This is a genomic window from Prevotella sp. MGM1 (assembly GCF_002933775.1).
GTDB lineage: Bacteria > Bacteroidota > Bacteroidia > Bacteroidales > Bacteroidaceae > Prevotella.
In genome coordinates this window covers 17,221-37,076 of the sequence record NZ_BEWV01000162.1, presented here as the reverse complement: position 1 = coordinate 37,076, position 19,856 = coordinate 17,221, and the positions used below count along the sequence as shown (strand labels likewise).

The following is a 19,856-nucleotide window of genomic DNA, read 5'->3' as shown; positions in this document are numbered from 1 at the left end:
CTACCATACAGTCCTTTATCACGGGATATGCGGCCGAACGCCACGGTTCCACCGTGATGACGTCACCGTCGTTGAAACGGCGCATGTATAGCTGGCAGGTCGTCGCTCCCGTGGCGGGTCCGTGAGGATGTCCGTTGATGTAGAGCGAGCACATGCCGCAGATACCCTCGCGGCAGTCGTGGTCAAACACGAATGGTTCGCTGCCCTCGCTGATAAGTTCTTCGTTGAGGATGTCGAGCATTTCGAGGAACGAAGTGTCGTCGGGGATGTTCTTCATCTCGCGTGTATCGAAGCGGCCTTCGTCTTTCGGACCGTTCTGCTTCCAATATTTCAGTGTGAAACTTATATTCTTAGCCATATTACTTAGTTCTTATAATTACGTGTTTGTACCTTTATTGCTTCATATTCGAGCGGCTCTTTGATGAGTTCGGGAGCCTTATCGTCGCTTCCCTGATACTCCCAGCAACCGACATAGAAGAAGTTTGCGTCGTCGCGCTTTGCCTCGCCTTCCTCCGTCTGATGTTCCTCACGGAAGTGACCTCCGCAGCTTTCCTCACGGTGCAGTGCGTCGTAGGCGATAAGCTCGCCCATGGTGATGAAGTCGCGCAGGTGGATCGCCTTGTCAAGCTCGATGTTGAGGCCTTCCTTACTGCCTGGGATGAAGAGGTTGGTCTCAAACTCCTTGCGGACATCTTTGATGAGTCTCAGGCCCTCTTCGAGTCCTGCTTTGGTACGTCCCATGCCCACGTGCTCCCACATGATGTGGCCAAGCTCCTTGTGGATGGAGTCTACCGAGCGCTTGCCCTTGACGTTCATGAGCTTGTCTATGCCTGCGGCAACAGCCTTTTCTGCCTCCGCAAACTCGGGAAGGTCTGTCGAAAGACGGGGCCAGATGTCCTGATCGGCAAGATAGTTCTGGATTGTGTAAGGCAGAACGAAGTATCCGTCGGCCAGTCCCTGCATGAGGGCAGAGGCTCCGAGGCGGTTTGCTCCGTGGTCTGAGAAGTTGCACTCGCCGATAGCGAAGAGGCCGGGGATGGTTGTCATCAGCTCGTAGTCTACCCAGATACCGCCCATAGTGTAGTGCACGGCGGGGAATATCATCATCGGGTTGTAGTACTTCACGCCGTCAATCTCGTTAGCAAGCTCTCCGGGATTGACGTCGGTAATCTCCTCATACATATCGAAGAGGTTGCCATAGCGCTGCATGATCTGGTCGATACCGAGACGGTTGATTGACTCGGAGAAGTCGAGGAACACGGCAAGACCGGTGTTGTTGACACCGAAACCGTGGTCGCAACGCTCTTTGGCCGCACGGCTGGCCACGTCACGAGGCACGAGATTGCCGAATGCAGGATAGCGACGCTCCAAATAATAATCGCGATCTTCCTCGGGAATGTCGGAGCCTTTGATTTCGCCAGACTGCAATTTCTTTGCGTCCTCAAGTTTCTTGGGTACCCAAATACGACCGTCGTTACGCAGAGACTCAGACATAAGTGTCAGCTTCGACTGCTTGTCGCCATGCACCGGAATACATGTCGGGTGTATCTGTACGTAAGAGGGGTTTGCGAAATATGCTCCCTTCCGGTAGCAAGCCATCGCCGCAGAGCAGTTGCAGCCCATGGCATTGGTAGACAGGAAGTATGCGTTGCCGTATCCGCCGGTGGCTATCACCACTGCGTTGGCACTGAAACGCTCAAGCTGTCCTGTCACGAGGTTCTTCGCGATGATACCACGGGCGCGGCCGTCCACTATCACGAGATCTTCCATCTCATAGCGAGCGAAAAGCTTTACCTTGCCAGCCTTTATCTGTGCGCTCAGCGATGAGTATGCGCCGAGAAGGAGCTGCTGGCCCGTCTGGCCCTTTGCATAGAACGTACGAGACACCTGCGCGCCGCCGAACGAACGGTTGGCGAGCATTCCGCCGTACTCACGGGCAAAGGGAACTCCCTGTGCCACGCACTGATCGATGATGTCGTTCGACACCTCGGCAAGGCGGTATACGTTTGCCTCGCGGGCACGGTAGTCACCGCCTTTGACGGTATCATAGAACAAACGGTATACAGAGTCGCCGTCGTTCTGATAGTTCTTGGCGGCGTTGATACCTCCCTGGGCGGCGATAGAGTGCGCGCGGCGGGGAGAATCCTGTATGCAGAAGTTATAAACGTTGAAACCCATCTCGCCAAGAGAGGCAGCGGCGGACGCTCCCGCAAGACCCGTACCAACGACGATAACGTCAAGTTTGAGCTTGTTCTTCGGGTTTACGAGACGCTGATGGGCTTTATAGTTGGTCCATTTCTCGGCCACGGGGCCTTCCGGTATTCTGGAATTTAATGTCTTTGCCATAATATTCTTTTCTTAAAATGAATTTATTTTGAACATGATTGGATTATCAGGCGCAGCATCCGAGACATGGACGGATGGCGAAGTACAACACAACCACGAGGAAACCGAGGATGAGCAGCGTGGAGTAAGCGATACCGATCACCTTCCAACGGCAGAACCATACCTTGCCGTTCCATCCCAATGTATGCATGGCACTCCAAAAACCGTGTGACAGGTGGAACCAGATGGCAACCAGCCATACGACATAGAGAACGACATACACAGGATTTGCGAACGTCTCCTTGATGTAGCCATAGCCGTCCGCGGGATTTCCGAGCGGGTCGGCGATGTGGAACAACTCGGCAAACATCATGTTATACCAGAAGTTGAACAAGTGAAGCAGCAAGCCGAGAACGATGATTATTCCCAGCACAAGCATGTTCTGAGACGCCCACTCCACCTTTGCGGGACGCGCCGTGACGGCATAACGCTCTGCACCGCGGGCACGACGGTTCTGCATGGTGAGCAGAAAAGCGTAAACAATGTGGGATACTGCCAGCGCAGCCAGACCCAACGTTGCGACTACCGCATACCAGTTGGCACCGAGAAACTCGCAAATCATGTTGTAAGCATCACCCGAGAAGAGCGCGACAATGTTCATGGACATGTGGAACGTCAGGAACAGAATGAGCGCGACGCCGGTGACGGACATCACAACCTTTCGACCAATAGATGAATTAAATAACCACATAAATGATTGAAATTAAATTATTTAAAAGTTAGAATTAAAATTATCAGAAGCCGGAGGGCGTGCAAGCACGGCCCCAAACGAAAGCAACCGCCATGCCGCAAAGCGGCCTCGGAACAGCCCACACCCGTCCACATAACCACATAACCACCTGACTGCCAGGAAATCACCCGAGAACAAACAGGTTGGCATCACCCGATACCGGTATTTTCATCACGCAACCTCACATTCACATCATGAAATTTTATGACTTTCACCATGTAATATCCGGGCTTTGAGCGTGACGATACGCAGTCTTTCACCTCATTAATATTAGGTGGCAAAATTACAATAAATTAATGATAAATCAAAGTTTTTAAAGTAAAAATCAATTTTTATGCGTAATTTTGCGGTTAATTATGAAAATGAATTACGACGTATTGGTAATCGGCGGCGGCCACGCAGGATGCGAGGCGGCGGCGGCGGCGGCCAACATGGGCGCCAGGACATGCCTCGTGACGATGGACATGAACAAGATTGCCCAGATGAGCTGCAACCCTGCGGTGGGAGGTATAGCCAAGGGGCAAATCGTCAGGGAGATAGACGCGCTCGGAGGACAAATGGGACTCGTGACAGACGCCACGGCTATACAGTTCCGTATGCTCAACCGCAGCAAGGGACCGGCAGTATGGAGCCCACGCGCCCAGTGCGACAGAGAGAAGTTTATATGGCAATGGAGAGCCACGCTCGACGCCACCGCCAACCTTGACATCTGGCAAGACCAGGCCGAAGAGCTGCTCGTTGAAAACGGACAGGCTGTCGGCATAAGGACGATATGGGGCGCCGAACTGAGAGCCGGGAGTGTAATCGTCACGGCAGGCACGTTCCTCAACGGACTGATGCACATCGGGCGGCGAAAGGTATGCGGCGGACGCATTGCCGAACCAGCCGTGACCGGATTTACAGAAAGCATCACCAGACATGGGATAACGGCCGGACGAATGAAAACCGGCACACCGGTACGTATCGACCGACGCTCGGTACACTTCGAAGACATGGAGATCCAGGATGGAGAGACAGACTATCACGGCTTCAGCTTCATGGGAGCCGGCCGTATTCTTAAACAACTGCCATGCTGGACATGCTATACCAACCGCGATGTCCACGACACGCTGCGCGGCGGACTGGCCGATTCTCCGCTCTACAACGGACAGATACAGAGCATCGGGCCACGCTATTGTCCGTCAATCGAGACCAAGCTCGTGACCTTCCCTGACAAAGACATGCACCCGCTGTTTCTCGAACCGGAGGGCGAAAACACTAACGAAATGTACCTTAACGGCTTCTCATCCTCCTTGCCAATGGATGTGCAGATAGCCGCCCTGCGAAAAATACCGGCATTGCGCGACGTCAAAGTATACCGCCCCGGTTATGCGATAGAGTATGATTTCTTCGACCCCACCCAACTGAAACATTCTCTTGAATCGAAAATCATCCGACGGTTGTTCTTCGCCGGACAGGTCAACGGCACCACAGGATACGAGGAAGCCGGCGGACAAGGCCTCGTGGCCGGAGTGAATGCCGCCCTGTCATGCAGCGGAGGCGAGCCGTTCGTGATGCACCGAGACGAGAGCTACATAGGCGTACTTATCGACGACCTGGTGACCAAGGGCGTGGACGAGCCCTACCGCATGTTCACTTCAAGGGCCGAGTTCCGCATATTGCTGCGCCAGGACGATGCCGACGCACGACTGACCGAACGCGCATACAGCCTCGGACTGGCAAGAAGAGACCGTTACGACTGGTGGAAAGAAAAACAGGAAAACATAGAGAGGATTGAGAATTTCTGCAAAAACACTCCTGTAAGAGCGCAAGACATAAACCCAGCGCTTGAAAACCTCGGCACCACCCCACTCCGCGAAGGATGCAAACTGACGGATCTCATCAGCCGTCCGCAACTTAGCATCCGGATACTTGCCGACCTGATACCGTCGTTTAAGGAAATACTGGACTCGCCCGCCAACCGAAAGGAGGAAATAGCGGAAGCCGTAGAGATAAGGACAAAATACAAAGGCTATGTGGAACGAGAGCGAATGGTGGCCGAAAAGATGCACAGACTCGAAAACATAAAGATAAAAGGACGGTTCAACTACTCCGACATGCGGCAGCTCTCCACCGAGGCCAGACAAAAACTGCAAGCCATCGACCCCGAGACCCTTGCACAGGCAAGCCGGATACCCGGTGTATCTCCGAGCGACATAAACGTTATGCTCGTGCTGATGAAACGATGACAAAACACCAAGGCCACACAGGGCGAAAAGATAAAGAAAACCCGGAAATAAACCAAGGCCGCCCGCCAACAATGCATACACACCTCTGTATGAAAGCGGCAGGACACTGAACACAGCAAAACATAAACCGCATATAAAAACACGAAATGCCATATACGGCAACAAAAGAAATGCGGCCGCAACGGAGCGGCAAAGCAAATACACATGAAAATAGGAGATACATAAACCAAAGTTTCACGTGAAACAAATTAATTAAACATAAAATTACAACTCATTGAGTATGAACAACAAAACATTAATGGAGAACTTGCGTTGCATTCCGGATTTTCCGCAGAAAGGAATAATCTTCCGTGATGTCACTACACTTTTTAAAAGCAACGAATGTCTTAACATTATGGTCGATGAACTTTATGAAATCTACAAAGACAAGGGCATCACCAAGATTGTGGGAATAGAGAGCCGCGGGTTTGTATTGGCCTCAGCCCTGGCCATACGGTTGGGCGCAGGAGTAATATTATGCCGCAAACCCGGCAAACTTCCGGCCGAGACGGTCCAGGAAAGCTATACCAAAGAATACGGACGCGACACGATAGAAATACACAAAGACGCCATATCGGCAGACGATGTCGTATTGCTACACGACGACTTGCTGGCTACCGGAGGCACAATGAAAGCCGCATACAACCTTGTGCGCAAGTTCAACCCGAAGAACATAATGGTGAATTTCATTATAGAAATAACCGATGAGGGCTTGAACGGACGTGCTATCTTCGACAAAGAGACCGAAGTGACCACACTGATAACCGTATAAGCATAGCGGCGTAAAGACACACGTCCCGCACAGCGAACAGAGCATTACCGCAAAACAAACGTGCGACAAAGCGCAAAGACGCAAAGGAACAAAGATTTTCAGAAAGCCCACTACAGGGAAACCACAAACAAAACAAAATCTTATACCCATTGCGCCTTTGCGCTTTACTATTAACACAGGCGCATACAGCATTGCACCGCAACATAAAGACAAGGTACATGCACTATAAGTTTCACGTGAAACTTTAATATCAAAAAGTGCTTAATATAAACGAGTTACGGACATGACAAAGGAAGAAAACGAGCAAAGGTTAGCCAGACTGAAATCCATTGTGAGCAGCATGCCGGGCAAGCCGGGCAGCTACCAGTACTACGACGAGAACGGAACGATAATCTATGTGGGCAAGGCCAAGAACCTGAAAAACCGTGTGTCGTCTTATTTCCACACAGAGGTAGACCGCTTCAAGACAAAAGTACTTGTCAGCAAGATACACGACATATCCTATACCGTGGTGAATACAGAGGAAGACGCGCTGTTGCTCGAAAACAGTCTGATAAAAAAATACAATCCCCGCTATAACGTATTGCTGAAAGACGGAAAGACATATCCGAGCATTTGCGTAACCAACGAGCCTTTTCCCCGCATATTCAAGACCCGCAACATCAACAAGTCGTGGGGCACGTTTTACGGCCCCTACTCCAACCTGAACTCCATGTATGCCGTGCTCGAACTGATAAAAAAGCTCTGCCGGCCGCGCACATGCCGCATACCCATGACAGAAGATGGCGTCAGACACAACAAATACGACGTGTGCCTCGAATACCACATCAAGAACTGCGAGGGGCCGTGCATAGGTCGCCAGACAGCCGATGAATACCGTAAAAACATAGCCCGTGCGAGAGAGATACTCAAAGGAAACACACGGGGTGTGCTACGAGACATGCGAGCGGAGATGGAGAAGCTCGCCGAAGAGCTTCGCTTTGAGGAAGCCGAGGAGATAAAGAAAAAGTATCTTCTTATAGAGAGTTTCTGCGCAAAGAGCGAGGTGGTGAGCCATGTTATAGATAATGTGGACGTTTTCTCGATCACGAGCGACGAAAAGACTGCCTTCATCAACTATATCCACGTAACGGCCGGAAACATCAACCAGTCGTTCACATTCGAATACCGCAAACGGCTCAATGAAAGCGACCAGGAACTGCTCTCACTGGGCATCGTGGAGATGCGCGAACGGTTCAAGAGCACTTCGCGCGAGATTGTATTGCCCATGGCTATCGACCTGCCGCTCGACGGGGTGACACTCACCGTTCCGCAGCGTGGCGATCGCAAGACGCTGCTCGACCTGTCGCAGATGAACTGCCGCCAGTACCGTTTCGACCGCCTGAAACAGGCCGAAAAGCTAAATCCCGAACAGAAATCGGTGCGTCTCATGAAAGAGATACAAGACTGCCTGAAACTGCCCAAAATGCCCTATCAGATAGAGTGTTTCGACAATTCGAACATCAGCGGAACCGACGCCGTGGCCGCCTGCGTGGTATTCAAAAAAATGCGGCCGAGCAAACGCGACTACCGCAAGTACAACATAAAGACCGTCAGCGGCCCCGATGATTACGCATCCATGCAGGAGGTGGTGCGCCGGCGTTACACCCGCCTGCTGGAAGAGGGCGCGCCCCTGCCCGACCTCATCATAACCGACGGCGGCCGGGGACAGATGGAGGTGGTGCGGCAGGTAGTCGAAGACAAGCTGAGACTACAAATTCCCATCGCCGGACTGGCCAAGAACGACCGACACCGCACCAACGAGCTGCTATACGGCTTTCCGCCCGTCACCGTTGGCATGAAAACAGACAGCGAGCTGTTCCGCCTGCTCACTCACATACAGGACGAGGTACACCGCTTTGCCATCACTTTCCATCGCGACAAGCGATCAAAACACGCCCTGCACAGCGAGCTTGACGACATCAAAGGCATCGGCCCGAAGACCAAAGAGACCCTGCTTAAAGAACTGAAAAGCGTGAAGCAGATAAAATCGGCAGACGAAAAGACTCTATCTTCCATCGTGGGAACGGCAAAAGCGAAACTCATATACGAGTATTTCAATAAATGACCGAATACAAAAAACTCTTTCAAAACAGCAAAGCATTATTCTTTAATGATGAAAACACAATAGCAAGTAGCACCGCCGATACCCGCCGGTGCTACTTACCCACCAAGCCAACCAACCGCTTACATGCCCGAGCGGTAACCCAAAACCGTAAAAACATTCCCGGATCTGTAATATAATTATCATAAAAAAAGCGTTTTGCTTTTTCACGAAATAGAAAATCAGTACGATACCAATCACGATACGCAAAGCGATATGCTTTCATTTCAAACTCAAAAATCCTTCCGATATTCTGCAACGGGATGCCCGTCGGAGTGCGTTCGGTTGCCAATCGCGTTGCGTTTAGCATCCCGTTGCACTCCATTTAGACGCTAAACGCGAACCAACGGGACGCTAAACGGAAAAAATCGGGAGTACAGGCAAGGTTGTATTTGCAGTCGAGGCAGGTATGGCCAGCGTATCACCCTGACACACAGATATTTGTGCAAAACCATCCAAAACTCGAGTATTTTCGGCAGGCGGTTTTTAATTTTGAAACTGGCGAAATATAAAGCATGTTTTGTAAAAATAGTTCACAAACTATATTCTACAAATCAAGAGAACGCCATCAACCGGCAATAAAAAATATTCATACAGCGAAAAATATATATAAATCCGGCAACAAACACCCAAAACGACACATGGAAACATGCGAACTTACATGACTGGAAATGAGCGTGTACGGAACACTAACGATGCGGACCGGCACTCATCAAAATGCCGTTATCATTGAATGGATAAATACAGATCACCAACATGTGTCTCAGCCCGCGAGAAATAGTATTCCGGAAATAAAGATTAACCACATTTATGGCTTTATAGGCCAAAAATATTACGCTATGTCTGAAAAAATATGTAAGTTTGCATATTGATACAACGAATAGTTGAAACAAGCGATATAATAAGGATGAGAATAGTGATACAACGCGTGGCGCACGCATCTGTGAGCATAGACGGGAAAGTAAAATCGGCAATAGGCCGGGGCTTTCTCATACTGCTCGGCGTATGTGCCGAAGACACAAGCGAAGACGCGGCGTGGCTGGCCAGAAAAACAGCCTCCCTGCGGATTTTCGAAGACGACAACGGCGTGATGAACCGCCCGATAACAGACATCGGCGGAGAGGCGCTGGTGATAAGTCAGTTTACACTCATGGCGTCGTATAAAAAGGGTAACCGCCCGTCATGGATACGGGCCGCAGGCCACGAGACCGCCATACCGCTGTACAAAGAGTTCTGCACGCTGCTGGGCGAAGCCACAGGATGCCCCGTGGGCACGGGTGAGTTTGGAGCAGACATGAAGGTGGAACTGCTCAACGATGGCCCCGTGACAATCTGCATGGACTCTAAAAATCCGGAGTAAAGTCCCGCCCCACTCCGACAAAGGCAATGGAAAACAACGGCATAAAGCATATATTCATTGAAAGACAACATAAAGCAATGAAAGAAGAAGACAGCATGGCAGCGAAACCTCATCCATCCGTGGAAAAAAGTACAGCCATCACCATCAGCGAGGCGCAGCGCCTTGTAGACCAATGGATCAAGGCATACGGCGTGCGCTATTTCAGCGAACTCACCAACATGGCCGTCCTCACCGAGGAGGTAGGCGAGATGGCGCGCATAATGGCCCGTCGCTATGGCGACCAGAGCTTCAAGCCCGGTGAGAAAGACAGCCTTGGCGACGAAATGGCCGATGTGTTGTGGGTGCTGCTCTGCATAGCCAACCAGACAGGCATCGACCTCACCGAGGAACTGCGCCGCAACATCGAGAAAAAGACCGCACGGGACAAGGACAGGCACATCAACAACAAGAAGCTCGGAGGAGAGTGAACACAGTCTTGAGCCGCCCCACCCTCAATCATCCAACTCACAATCCACGAAAAACAATATATAAACATACAATCAAACAAAAAAAACAATAAGAATATGACGGAAAGACATTCAGACACATGCGGGCAGCGGCATGAGCATGCCCACGGAAAGAGCAAGATCGAAGAAGCTCTCGGTAAGTACGGCAGCGCACCGTCCGACGACAGCGTGCGCGAGGCCGTGAAGAAGATAATAGCAGAGAAAGTACACGAGAACGACACACCCGAGGTGAAAAAATTCCTTATGGGCAGCATCGAGCTTACCACACTGAAAACAACCGACTCACCGGAAAGCGTAATGGCGTTCACCGAGCGCGTCAACGAGTTCGACAACACATACCCCGACCTACCCCACATAGCCACCGTATGCGTATATCCATGCTTTGCCGACGTGGTGAGCGAGACGCTCGAGGTGGACGGTGTTGAAATAGCATGCGTATCGGGCAGTTTCCCGTCTTCTCAGGCCGTTATAGAGGTCAAGGTGGCCGAGACTGCGCTCGCCATAAAAGACGGCGCCACAGAGATTGATATCGTGATGTCGGTGGGTAAGTTTCTCAGCGGCGACTACGAGAGCGTGGCCGACGAAATCGGCGAGCTGAAAGAGGTGTGCGGCGACAGGAAAATGAAGGTCATTCTCGAAACGGGATGCCTCAAAACAGCCGAGAACATCAAGAAAGCGTCTATCCTGGCAATGTATGCCGGAGCGGACTACATAAAGACATCGACAGGCAAGCTCGAACCCGCGGCAACACCCGAAGCCGCCTACGTGATGTGTCAGGCTATAAAGGAATACTACGACAAAACAGGCATACAGATAGGTTTCAAGCCCGCCGGAGGCATCAACAGCGTGATGGACGCACTGATATACTATACGATAGTGAAAGAGGTGCTGGGCGAAAAATGGCTCACCAACCAATGGTTCCGCCTCGGCACGAGCAGGCTGGCCAACATGCTGCTGAGCGAAATCACGGGCGAAGAGACCAAGTTCTTCTGAGAACAAACGTCTTGAAACGTTGGAATGCTTACGGATAAACGGCACCGCACCCGCAATCTCCATACCTGCTGATTGCCGTTTTCTTTGCCGTGCCGGTAATAACGATTGCCATTTGCCTGATGATATATCATGTGATGAGCAGAACCATGCCCACGATTACCAAAATCATAAGCGGCGGAAGATGACGGGCAGCGCTTTATCCTCATACATACAAGCATGATGATACCAAACACAAAATGCACGGAAAGCCATGACAGCGCTTTCCGTGCATTTTGCTATGATGTCCTGCTATATTTCTATTTGCCTCGTTCTATCTTCTTATTTGCTCCGCTATATCCCCTTACTTGCTACGTTCTATCACGAAATCGATGTATGCCCTGAGCGCGGTCTTTATGTCTTCCGCAGCCACAGACCTGTCTATGAAAGCGAGACATTCGCCCCGCAGGTCTTTCATCCGGCTCTCGGCATACTCTATTCCGCCATTCGCCTTTGCGAAACCGATGAGCATGCTTATCTCTTCCTGGGTGGCGATGCGGTTGCGCACCCGCAGGGCAAGCGCATGCATGGCCCCGTCGCCTGTAGCTTTCAAGGCATGTATGACGGGAAGTGTCAATTTTCCTTCGGCCATATCGTTGCCCGTGGGCTTGCCTATCTCGGGCGACTCGTAGTAATCGAATATGTCGTCTCTTATCTGAAAGATGATGCCGAGATTGCGTCCGAATGCCTTTGCTTCCTCAATGCCCGACACAGAGGCACCTGAAGACATTGCCCCCATGGCGCAACAGGCCTCGAAAAGCGCCGCTGTCTTCTGCCTTATCACCTGATAATAAACGGTTTCCGATATCTCCTGGTTATGTGTGGTGGACAGCTGAAGTATCTCTCCGCTTGCCAAAACACGTCCAAGCTCCGAGAGATATTCCACTATCGTGGCGTTTCTCGTACAGGCCACCCGGAGCAACGCCGTTGAAAGCAGATAGTCGCCCACAAGCACCGCCACCTTATTGTTGTACATGGCGTTCACTGATGCCTGCCCGCGCCGCTCGCAACTCTCGTCAACCACGTCGTCGTGCACGAGGCTTGCCGTGTGCAACAGCTCAAGACCCACGGCTGCATTCTGTGTCACATCAGTCACAAGCCCGTAGTTTCTCGCCATCAGCAATATCAGCATGGGGCGCATTTGCTTGCCCGTGCGGCGGCGAATATATTCCAAAGCCTGTGAGAGAAGTCCGTCTGTATGCGTGAGCGAATCGTTGAACAATCCGATGAAATCGCTCAATTCGGTTTCTATTGGTTTCCTTATCAGTGATAAATAGTCCATCGAATTTAATTTGGCACAAAATTACTGATTTTTATCGGTATACTGATTATTTTTTCGTAATTTTACGCTTAAAATTAAATAGAATTATGGATAAACTCTTCCTCATAGACGCATACGCGCTGATATACCGCTCATACTACGCCCTGATACGAAGCCCGAGAGTTAACTCGAAAGGCCTCAACACATCGGCGGTAATGGGATTTCTAAACACTCTGAACGAGGTGCTCACAAAAGAGAGACCCACCCATATAGGAGTGGCTTTCGATCCCGCCGGCCCTACATTCAGGCACGAGGCCTACCCCGAGTATAAGGCACAGCGGGAGGCATGTCCCGAGGATATAAAGGCATCGGTACCTATCATCAAAGACATGCTCAGGGCGTTCAACATACCTGTCATCGAGGCGGAAGGATATGAGGCGGACGACGTCATAGGCACACTCGCCGTGAAAGCGGCGGAAGCCGGCGTCACCACATACATGCTCACACCCGACAAGGACTACGGCCAGCTCATCCGGCCGAACGTATACATGTATCGCCCGAGACACGGCAATGCGGGATACGAGATAATGGGCGAGAAAGAGGTGGAGGCGAAGTATGGCATATCGTCGCCTCTGCAAGTGATAGACCTGCTCGGGCTGATGGGCGACTCGTCGGACAATATTCCGGGATGCCCGGGTGTGGGAGAGAAGACCGCCGCAAAACTGATCAACGAGTTCGGAAGCATCGAAAACCTGCTCGAAAACACCGACAAGCTGAAAGGCGCCATAAAAAAGAAAGTGGAAGAGAACCGTGAACAGATTGTGTTCTCGAAGTTCCTCGCCACCATCAAGACCGATGTCCCCATCCCACTCGACCTCGACTCTCTCGCAGTGGCCGACCCCGACGAGGACGAACTGCGAAAAATATTCGATGAGTTGGAGTTCAAAAGCTTTGCAAACAAATTTCTAAAAAAAACTGAAAATAAGCAAAAAAGCGATAATACACAACTCGATTTATTTGCGGAAAATACGGGCGAGAGCACAGGCAGCGCGGAATTTTCGAGTTTTGAGAGCCTTAAAACGACCCCTCACGACTACCAACTCATTGATACAGAGGATGGTTTGCATCAAATTTATGATTATTTTATTACAAAAGAAATTCTCAGTTTAGACACGGAGACTACCTCAATGAACGCGATTGACGCCGAATTGGTCGGTTTGAGCTTTGCCGTAAAGGAAAATGAGGCTTTTTACGTGCCAGTACCGGCCAACCGTGAAGAAGCCCAAAGAATTGTTAATATATTTAAACCGATATACGAAAACGATAAAATAGTCAAGGTAGGGCAAAACATAAAGTATGATCTTGAAGTGCTGGCAAACTACGGCGTGACCTTGGCCGGCCCCATGTTCGACACCATGATAGCCCACTATCTCATACAACCGGAGTTGCGTCACAACATGGACTACATGGCCGAAGTGTATCTCAACTACAAGACCATACACATAGACGAGCTTATCGGCCCGAAAGGCAAGAACCAGAAGAACATGCGCGACCTGACACCGACTGAGGTATACGAGTATGCCGCCGAGGACGCCGACATCACACTGAAACTGAAAAACAAGCTCGAACCTGAATTAAAGAAGTACGGCGCCGAGCGACTGTTCCACGAAATAGAGATGCCGCTCATGCCCGTGCTGGCGGAAATGGAGATGAACGGCGTGCGGATAGACACCCGGTCACTGGCCGAAACATCTAACATACTGACCGCACGGATGGAAGAACTCGAACGGCGGATATACGAACTGGCAGGCGAGCGGTTCAACATCGCGTCGCCACGACAGGTTGGCGACATACTGTTCGGCAAACTGAAAATCATAGAGAAGCCCAAGAAGACGAAAACAGGACAGTATGTCACGAGCGAGGATGTGCTGCAAACACTGAAAGGCAAGCACGAGATTGTAGCCGACATACTGGCGCACAGAGGGTTAAAGAAACTGCTGGGCACATACGTGGACGCCCTGCCGAAGCTCATCAACGCCCGGACCGGGCACATACACACGTCGTTCAACCAGACGGTCACGGCCACCGGACGACTATCTTCGAGCGATCCCAACCTGCAAAACATCCCCGTGCGGGGCGAGGACGGCAAAGAGATACGCCGCGCTTTCATACCGGAGCCTGGCTGCCTGTTCTTCTCCGCCGATTACAGCCAGATAGAACTGCGCGTCATGGCGCACCTCAGCGGCGACGAAAACATGATCGAGGCTTTCCGTGAGGGGCACGACATACACGCGGCCACGGCAGCCAAGATATACAAAGAGGCTATCGACAGCGTGACGCGCGACCAACGTACAAAAGCCAAGCGGGCCAACTTCGGCATCATCTACGGCATCACCGTGTGGGGACTGGCCGACCGGCTAAACATAGGCCGTGACGAGGCAAGACAGCTGATAGACGGTTATTTCGAGACGTTCCCGCACGTGCATGAATACATGGAGCAGGCCAAGGAGACGGCACGTAGCCAAGGCTACGTGGACACGCTATTCGGACGGAGACGCTATCTGGCCGACATAAACTCGCGAAACGCCACCGTGCGCGGCTTTGCGGAGCGCAACGCCATAAACGCCCCAATCCAGGGCACGGCCGCCGACATAATAAAAGTGGCGATGATACGCATACACCGCCGCTTCAAGGCCGAGGGAGTGCGCGCCAAGATGATATTGCAGGTACACGACGAACTCAACTTCAGCGTGCCGGCCGATGAGAAAGAGCTTGTAGAGCGCATAGTGCTTGAAGAGATGCAGGGAGCTTTCGAGATGAAAGTGCCGCTCACGGCAGACTGCGGCTGGGGCGCAAACTGGCTCGAAGCACACTGACAACACCATGCGACGGGGATGCCCGTCGCGGAAAAACGCCGCTTTTCGTCTATGGCGAAAAGCGGCATATAGCATTGCATATATCGGTGCGTATCGTCTTCGCTTTCTCTGTTCAGCAGAAAACAAAGTGTTAAATACGTGACTTTATCATTACATTTTAAAGCTGTGAAACACAGCGTTTTTTCTTCATCTCCCGTATTTCAGCGGTTCGAGAAACCCTGTCTCCTCCATCCATCGCTCGGCAATCTCCGGCCATAGGGCCGTCGTGCCCGGCTGACGGCGCACGGCAATGCTGTGCCGCCCGAAAGGAAATATGTGTATCGACGAGCGTGTGACACCCTTGTCTATCAGCGCCTGATACATCGACAGGCTATGAACGGGTTTCACCGTGCGGTCGTCAGACGCATGGATGAACAGTGTAGGCGGATTGGCCGGTGTCACGTGGCGGTCCATGCTGTAACGGGCAAGCAGCTCCTCATTGCCCGCCTCGGAGCATAGGAAATGCTTTTCAAGGCCGTCTGTCATCCTTATCACCGGACTGACGAGTATCGCAAAGTCGGGACGGAACGAGTGTCTGTCGAGCGAGTCGCCCGCAAGGCTCATGTCGTCGGCTATCGTTGACACGCAGGCACATACATGGCCGCCGGCACTGCACCCCATGACCCCTATGCGATCAGGAGCAATACCATACTCGGCCGCATTGGCACGCACATATCTCACGGCGCGCTGCGCGTCTTGCACAGGTGCTTCCCAGCCATTTGTCAGGTCGGGCGAGTTGGGCAGACGGTGCAGCAATACGAACGCCGTGATGCCTATACTGTTGAGCCACCGGGCCATCGTTATGCCGGCAGCCTCGTATGCCTGCTTGGCATATCCTCCGCCGGGAATGAGTATCACGGCTGTATTTGTACGCTCGTCGGCACACGGCTGAAAGGCATATAGCCGCGGACTGGCAATGCGCCACGTGCGATGGTTGCTGACGGAGTCTGTGATGTGAAGCCCCCGGCTGTTCGGCATCTTAACACCCTGCCAAAGGTCTATGCGGCGGTGTCCGTCAAACTGCGGATCCGGTTCTCCCGCCCCTACCGGGACGGCAACGAAAAACACAAACGCCAGCATGGCGGCGATGCGTGAAAACACAGTACGCCAAATACAGGCCGGACATGTGCCAAATACAGAAACGATATTCATTGTTTGTTGTCTTTAAGTTTGCTTGTCTTCTGCAAAGTTACCGTTTTATCCCGACAAGCGGACATGTTTCACGTGAAAAGCATTATCTTTGCACATGTTTAATCATCGAGACAAGCTATATGACACACCTGACGGAAGAGGAACGGCAACGGTACAGCCGGCATATACTGTTACCTGAGATAGGCATCGAGGGCCAGGAGAAAATCAAGCGCGGGCGGGTGCTCGTGGTCGGAGCGGGCGGACTCGGCTCACCCGTACTGATGTATCTCGCGGCGGCGGGAGTGGGCACAATAGGAATAGCCGACGGCGACACGGTAGACCTCTCCAACCTGCAACGGCAGGTGATACACACCACAGAGATGGTGGGCATACAGAAGACCGAGTCGGCACGGCAAAGGATGACAGCTATAAACCCCAACATCACGGTGCACACACACGACGGGATGCTCACGGAGAGCAATGCCCTGGACATCATGGACGGATATGACTTCGTGATAGACGGCACAGACAACTTCGCCGCCAAGATACTCATCAACGACCTCTGCGTGGCTACAGGCAAACCGTTCTCCCACGGCGCAATATTCGAGTTTGAGGGTCACACATTCACACACACGCCCGGCACGGCATGCTACCGCTGCATCTTCGGCTCCGCTCCCCCACCCGACGTCATGCCAGCCAAGGCCGGGGCGGGGGTGCTGGGCGCCATAGCGGGAATGCTCGGCACGATACAGGCCGCCGAGGCACTGAAATATCTCACGGGCACGGGCACCCTGCTGACCGACAGGCTTCTACGGTTCGACGCCCGCACGATGGACTTCATGAAGATAGCCGTGAGGAGAAGCACCGCCTGCCCCGCATGTTCCAAAAAGCGGTAAGCAGGAAACAAACGTCCGAGCGGCTGTCATGCCATGTATCACCATGGTTTTCAGAGCACGACGACAATAACTTTTGCATGTCTGAAAGCAAACAAAACATTATTTATTTTGCTTTTTATACTATTTAGACTACCTTTGCAAAAGAAACACAGGTCACCCGGCAGGCAGACAAGCCAAGCGCATGACCGCACGGTGCCGTTCTCCGGTATATGACAGCGATGTTTCGACTATACGGAATTTAAACGTTTAAAATAGATATGGCTTTAAAATGTGGTATCGTGGGACTGCCCAATGTGGGCAAGTCCACGCTTTTCAACTGTCTGTCGAGCGCAAAGGCGCAGGCGGCCAATTTCCCTTTTTGTACGATAGAACCCAATGTGGGCGTGATCACCGTGCCCGATGAGCGGCTGACACGGCTCGCCGAGATTGTGCACCCCGGGCGAATAGTGCCGGCAACGTGCGAGATAGTGGACATCGCCGGACTGGTCAAGGGTGCATCGAAAGGCGAAGGTCTCGGAAACAAGTTTCTCGGAAACATCCGCGAGACGGATGCCATAATACACGTGCTGCGCTGTTTCGACGACGATAACATCACACACGTAGACGGAACGATAGACCCCATACGCGACAAGGAGATAATAGACACCGAACTGCAACTCAAAGACCTCGAAACGATAGAGGCTCGACTGCAAAAGCAGGCCAAAGTGGCCGCTGTGGGCAACAACAAGGAGGCCAAAATAGAGGTAGGAGTGCTCGAAGCGTACAAAGCGGCGCTGGAACAGGGAAAGAACGCACGTACCGTGGAGTTCGAGAGTAAGGATGAGCAGGAGGCCGCGCGCAACCTCTTTCTGCTTACCGCCAAGCCGGTGTTATACGTATGCAACGTGGATGAGACAGCCGCTAAGACAGGCAACGATAAGACCCGCCGCGTGGAGGAGCTGGCCCGTGAAGAGGGTGCCGAGGCGATGGTTATCGCCGCAAAGACGGAAGAAGACATCGCCGAACTGGAATCGTATGAGGACAAGCAGATGTTCCTCGACGAGCTGGGGCTGGAAGAAAGCGGCGTGAACCGACTGATAAAGAAAGCCTACTCGCTGCTTAACCTCGAAACATTCATCACCGCAGGAGAGATGGAGGTGAAGGCATGGACATACCGCAAGGGCTGGAAAGCGCCTCAATGCGCCGGCGTGATACACACGGACTTCGAGAAAGGATTTATCCGCGCCGAGGTAATCAAATACGAAGACTATATCCAATACGGCTCCGAGAGCGCCGTGCGGGAGGCCGGCAAGCTGGGCATCGAGGGCAAGGAATACGTCGTTCAGGACGGAGACATCATGCACTTCCGGTTTAATGTGTAGGCTCTTTTGAGGAAAGTTAAAGGAGTTTTTGTTTGGAAGTTGACGACAAACGCTTTATCAAGGAGTTGTGCAGTAAGTAGTATGGAGTAAGTAGATATGCTTGGCGGCTATGCCTGTGCTTTCAAGAAATGAAAGTAATCATGACTCGACACTTATCGGCTGAACCCCGAACCAAAGCATAATAAACCGCAAAACGAATTATCATAAACCGCAAAACGAATAGTAATAAACTCCGAAACGAATTACCATAAACCGCGAACCAATAATCATTTGCAATTATGAACATACTTAATTATATCGTCTGGAACCCCGATCTGACCGCATTTGCGGGCATACGCTGGTACTCCCTGTGCTGGCTCATAGGTCTGGCGGCGGCATATATCATAGTAAAAATGCTCTACAAGCAGCAGAAAATAAAGGAAGAGCTGTTCGAACCGCTGTTCTTCTACTGCTTCATAGGCATATTGGCAGGTGCCCGCCTTGGGCATTGCCTGTTCTACCAGCCCGACTATTTCCTCACGTCGGTGCCACACTTCATCGAGATGATAGTGCCTATTCACTTTCTTCCGGACGGCGGTTGGAAGTTTACAGGCTACGAGGGACTGGCAAGCCACGGCGGAACGCTCGGCCTCATGCTCGCCCTATGGCTCTACGTGAAGCGTACCGGAGTGAAACTCTGGACCGTGCTCGACAATATCGCCATAGCCACGCCCGTCACGGCGTGCTTCATAAGACTCGGAAACCTGATGAACTCTGAGATTATCGGTAAGATAACCGATGTGCCATGGGCGTTCATATTCGAGCGCGTAGACTCCATGCCGCGGCATCCCGGTCAACTCTATGAGGCGATAGCCTACGCCGTTCTCTTCTTCATCGGCTGGGCGTTATACCGCAAGCACCCCGAAAAGGTGGGCACAGGCTTCTTCTTCGGCCTTTGTCTCGCATACATATTCACTTTCCGTTTCTTCATCGAGTACACCAAAGATATACAGGAAGCCTTCGAGGCCGACATGATATTGAACATGGGACAACTGCTTAGCATACCGTTCATCGTGCTCGGCGCTGTGTGCATGGCAAGGAGCAGAAAGATAAAATGACGG

Annotated in this window: 16 protein-coding genes; 10 read left to right on the top strand and 6 right to left on the bottom strand. The window is 51.9% G+C overall.

The window, feature by feature from the left end; all coding sequences use genetic code 11:
• The 3 genes from MoGM_RS06160 to MoGM_RS06150 all read right to left on the bottom strand — a co-directional run.
• Positions 1 to 358: 2Fe-2S iron-sulfur cluster-binding protein (locus MoGM_RS06160; protein WP_233210187.1), on the bottom strand; the 358-nt coding region annotated here is incomplete at its 3' end.
• A 5-nt stretch (positions 359 to 363) separates the two neighbouring features.
• The gene (locus MoGM_RS06155) at positions 364 to 2,346 is read right to left on the bottom strand and encodes a fumarate reductase/succinate dehydrogenase flavoprotein subunit (protein ID WP_104369234.1); all 1,983 of its coding nucleotides are present in this window, start codon (positions 2,344 to 2,346) and stop codon (positions 364 to 366) included.
• Between the two features lie 46 nt (positions 2,347 to 2,392).
• Positions 2,393 to 3,076, bottom strand: coding sequence for a succinate dehydrogenase/fumarate reductase cytochrome b subunit (locus MoGM_RS06150; protein ID WP_104369233.1), 684 nt, complete (start codon positions 3,074 to 3,076; stop codon positions 2,393 to 2,395).
• 395 nt (positions 3,077 to 3,471) lie between these two features.
• Between MoGM_RS06150 and mnmG the strand changes: the two genes are divergently transcribed.
• From mnmG to uvrC, 3 genes are all read left to right on the top strand, one after another.
• Positions 3,472 to 5,343 (top strand): tRNA uridine-5-carboxymethylaminomethyl(34) synthesis enzyme MnmG, encoded by a 1,872-nt coding sequence (gene mnmG, locus MoGM_RS06145; RefSeq protein ID WP_104369232.1) that lies wholly within the window; start codon positions 3,472 to 3,474, stop codon positions 5,341 to 5,343.
• 280 nt (positions 5,344 to 5,623) lie between these two features.
• Entirely contained in the window at positions 5,624 to 6,154 is a 531-nt protein-coding gene (locus MoGM_RS06140) for an adenine phosphoribosyltransferase (RefSeq protein ID WP_104369231.1), read from the top strand.
• Between the two features lie 283 nt (positions 6,155 to 6,437).
• Positions 6,438 to 8,261 (top strand): excinuclease ABC subunit UvrC, encoded by a 1,824-nt coding sequence (uvrC, locus tag MoGM_RS06135; RefSeq protein WP_104369230.1) that lies wholly within the window; start codon positions 6,438 to 6,440, stop codon positions 8,259 to 8,261.
• A 91-nt stretch (positions 8,262 to 8,352) separates the two neighbouring features.
• Here uvrC and MoGM_RS06130 read toward each other — a convergent pair whose 3' ends face one another.
• Positions 8,353 to 8,589, bottom strand: coding sequence for a hypothetical protein (locus MoGM_RS06130; RefSeq protein ID WP_146078669.1), 237 nt, complete (start codon positions 8,587 to 8,589; stop codon positions 8,353 to 8,355).
• A gap of 615 nt (positions 8,590 to 9,204) precedes the next feature.
• On the opposite strand from MoGM_RS06130, the gene dtd reads away from it, so the two are divergent.
• From dtd to deoC, 3 genes are all read left to right on the top strand, one after another.
• Positions 9,205 to 9,657 carry a D-aminoacyl-tRNA deacylase gene (gene dtd / locus MoGM_RS06125; protein ID WP_104369238.1) on the top strand — a complete coding sequence of 151 codons (453 nt, stop codon included), beginning with the start codon at positions 9,205 to 9,207 and terminating at the stop codon, positions 9,655 to 9,657.
• A 137-nt stretch (positions 9,658 to 9,794) separates the two neighbouring features.
• The gene (locus MoGM_RS06120; protein WP_104369237.1) at positions 9,795 to 10,124 is read left to right on the top strand and encodes a nucleotide pyrophosphohydrolase; all 330 of its coding nucleotides are present in this window, start codon (positions 9,795 to 9,797) and stop codon (positions 10,122 to 10,124) included.
• A gap of 96 nt (positions 10,125 to 10,220) precedes the next feature.
• Positions 10,221 to 11,156 (top strand): deoxyribose-phosphate aldolase, encoded by a 936-nt coding sequence (gene deoC, locus MoGM_RS06115; RefSeq protein WP_104369228.1) that lies wholly within the window; start codon positions 10,221 to 10,223, stop codon positions 11,154 to 11,156.
• Between the two features lie 340 nt (positions 11,157 to 11,496).
• On the opposite strand, the gene MoGM_RS06110 is transcribed toward deoC, so the two are convergent.
• Positions 11,497 to 12,474, bottom strand: a complete 978-nt coding sequence (locus MoGM_RS06110; RefSeq protein ID WP_104369227.1) for a polyprenyl synthetase family protein — start codon at positions 12,472 to 12,474, stop codon at positions 11,497 to 11,499.
• Between the two features lie 86 nt (positions 12,475 to 12,560).
• Here MoGM_RS06110 and polA point away from each other — a divergent pair, with 86 nt between their 5' ends.
• Positions 12,561 to 15,329: a DNA polymerase I gene (polA, locus tag MoGM_RS06105; protein WP_104369226.1), complete on the top strand. Its 2,769-nt coding sequence runs from the start codon at positions 12,561 to 12,563 to the stop codon at positions 15,327 to 15,329.
• Positions 15,330 to 15,515: 186 nt separating this feature from the next.
• Here the strand turns inward: polA and MoGM_RS06100 are convergent, their stop codons facing one another.
• Positions 15,516 to 16,520 (bottom strand): alpha/beta hydrolase, encoded by a 1,005-nt coding sequence (locus tag MoGM_RS06100; protein WP_104369225.1) that lies wholly within the window; start codon positions 16,518 to 16,520, stop codon positions 15,516 to 15,518.
• A gap of 119 nt (positions 16,521 to 16,639) precedes the next feature.
• Between MoGM_RS06100 and MoGM_RS06095 the strand changes: the two genes are divergently transcribed.
• The 3 genes from MoGM_RS06095 (at position 16,640) to lgt (ending at position 19,853) form a co-directional block, all read left to right on the top strand.
• Positions 16,640 to 17,395 carry a HesA/MoeB/ThiF family protein gene (locus tag MoGM_RS06095; protein WP_104369224.1) on the top strand — a complete coding sequence of 252 codons (756 nt, stop codon included), beginning with the start codon at positions 16,640 to 16,642 and terminating at the stop codon, positions 17,393 to 17,395.
• 257 nt (positions 17,396 to 17,652) lie between these two features.
• On the top strand, positions 17,653 to 18,756 hold the full coding sequence (ychF, locus tag MoGM_RS06090) for a redox-regulated ATPase YchF (RefSeq protein WP_104369223.1): 1,104 nt from the start codon (positions 17,653 to 17,655) through the stop codon (positions 18,754 to 18,756).
• Between the two features lie 278 nt (positions 18,757 to 19,034).
• Positions 19,035 to 19,853, top strand: a complete 819-nt coding sequence (lgt, locus tag MoGM_RS06085; protein WP_371410508.1) for a prolipoprotein diacylglyceryl transferase — start codon at positions 19,035 to 19,037, stop codon at positions 19,851 to 19,853.
• Positions 19,854 to 19,856: the final 3 nt, after the last annotated feature.